This window comes from Streptomyces sp. NPDC051173 (genome assembly GCF_040689515.1).
Classification (GTDB): Bacteria; Actinomycetota; Actinomycetes; order Streptomycetales; family Streptomycetaceae; genus Streptomyces.
Genome location: NZ_JBFBBD010000163.1, coordinates 1 through 2373, shown reverse-complemented (window position 1 = coordinate 2373; position 2373 = coordinate 1). Strand labels below are relative to the sequence as shown.

General features: G+C 67.2%; 2 protein-coding genes. Both read left to right on the top strand.

Translation table 11 applies throughout. The features are described from left to right. Window positions 1-1420: alpha/beta fold hydrolase (locus AB0435_RS34065; protein WP_366428723.1), on the top strand; the 1420-nt coding region annotated here is incomplete at its 5' end. Between the two features lie 532 nt (window positions 1421-1952). Continuing rightward, a complete protein-coding gene (locus AB0435_RS34060; protein ID WP_366428722.1) occupies window positions 1953-2159 on the top strand; it encodes a DUF6879 family protein in 207 nt (68 codons plus the stop codon). Window positions 2160-2373: the final 214 nt, after the last annotated feature.

Here is a 2373-nt window from a genome sequence, read left to right as displayed (position 1 = left end):
GCGCTGGCTCCCCGACGGCAACCTCGAATTCCTCGGACGCATCGACCAGCAGGTCAAACTCCGCGGACTGCGCATCGAACTCGGCGAGATCGAAACCGCCCTCACCTCCCACGACCAGATCACCACCGCCGTCGTCCTCGTCCGCGAGGACACCCCCGGCGACAAGCGCCTCGTCGCCTACCTCGTCCCCTCACCCGGCACCACGCCCGACACACCCACTCTGCGCGAGTGGTGCAAAAGCACCCTCCCTGACTACATGATCCCCGGCTGGTTCATCACCCTGCCCGCCCTGCCGCTGACCCCCAACGGCAAGGTCGACCGCAAGGCCCTGCCCGAGCCCGCCGGCGACCGACCCGACCTCGCCGACACCTACACCGCCCCACGCAACGACATCGAAACCGCCATCGCCGACATCTGGTCCGACATCCTCGGCATCGACCGCATCGGCATCCACGACAACTTCTTCGACCTCGGCGGACACTCACTGCGGGCGGTGACGGTCGCGACGCGCCTGAAGGCCGTCGGTATCGACGTCTCCATCCGTCAGGTCATGCAGCACAGGTCCATCGCGGAGATCGCGAACGCGGTCTCCGGGTCCGTCCGACCACCGGCGAGCCCCCTCACCCTCGACCTCTCGCCTCAGACCGCGCGGGGAGTCGAGCACGCCCTGTTCTGCATCCACCCGAGCGGTGGCAGCGCCCACTGGTACGAAGCGCTCGCACAGCAGATGGCGGTCTCGTGCCGGACTTTCGGCATACAGGCCGCAGGGCTGGATCCGAGCGAGGTGCCGTACCGCGCCATCGAGGAGATGGCGAGCCGTTACTGGGAGGAGATGAAGGGCATCCGGCCGAACGGGCCCTACCACGTGTTGGGATGGTCTCTGGGAGGAGTGATCGCCCACGAGATCGGCCGACAGCACCCGGACGAAGTGGCCACGGTCTTCCTACTGGAGCCTCCGACCGTTCAGCCGGGTGTACAGGGGCAGATGCTCTCGTACGCCGAGAAGTACCGCGAAGCCGCTCGGATGTGGCTAGAGGGACGGGCAGCCGAGGGAAGCCAGCGGGACGAACTCGAAGCCGGGTTCCGTAGCTTCGTGGCGTCGCTGGAGTTCATGACGGAATCCCCCGGGTTCCGGGACTGGCTGCCGTTCGAGACACTGGGCGGAATCATGGAGGCGGCCGCGCACTACGAGCCGGGCGTCTCCCGGGCCAGGGCGGTCCTCGTCGTGGGCGACGACATCAAGGCGATCGCCGACGGCTCCCTGCAAGGAGACGGCAGCTTCGAGCAGTACCTCTCCTTCTGGCAGTCGCTCTACAGCGACGGGGTCCGGGTGGTCGAGATCTCCGGGAGCCACATGGAGATGATGACCAGCGGTCCTTCGCTCGCGGAGGTCACACGGGAGATCCGCTCGTCCTTCTGATCCTCATCGACCGACGCTCCCCTCGGTCGGCGTCCTGGCTGCCGCGAGCTGCCTCCAGTTCGCGGCGCAGACCGCGCAACCCGGCATGGGGGCACCGCCCAGCAACCATGCATGGAACCCCGTCGGCAGGTCGATCGGGCGTTCCCGGGTGCTCTTATACCTGGTGGCCATGGCGTCTCCCCGACTCGTGTGGCTCTGATTGCGGACGGTAGAGAGGCGGGCATGGGCCGGTCCACGAAGTTGCACGGGGTTGCACGGACAGTCCGGGGATCTTGACCCTGCGTGCCGAAGGGCGAAAGACTCAAGGCGTGTAACCGGCCGCAACCGGCCCAACCGAGAGAGACGATGCAGCTACGGTTCGTCGGGAACGACCCGGAGTCTCGAGATCACGGCTGTCCGGCGGTGTGGGTGGACGAAGCCACCCTCGATCTCGTGATCCAGGGTTTCCGGGCTACCGCGGAGACGCTGAGCCGGACCACCCAGGACAGCCCGCTTCCGGATCACGAGTAGCTTTGTTGATCTGCTCCGGTCTGTGGAACACACCGCCGTACACCTTGAGACGCGCGACGCGTACCCCGTCCCGAACGAAGACGAGGGTTTCGCCGCATGGCGGGAAGGGCGTCCTCTACGAGTCCCCCGAGACCACCCAGAGCGACGAAGGCGGCGGCTGCTGCGGCGCACCCGCGGTCCACCAGATCGGAGCAGCCGCCCAGCCCCGGCCTCGTCCGGCGGCTGCTGAACAGCCCCTCACCCATGGCTACACCTGATTCGCAGATGAGGGTCACCCTGATCGCCCTGGGCGGAGCCACCACCAGGGCCTTCCCCCTGACCCCGGGTCCCTTCCGGCTCCTCCTGGGTGTCTGACGGCGGCCGTGGCAAGCGGTTCTGATCCACTTCTTGTGGAGCAGTGACGCGGCGTCACGATGCTCAGTCGGAGAGGATGATCTGCCGAC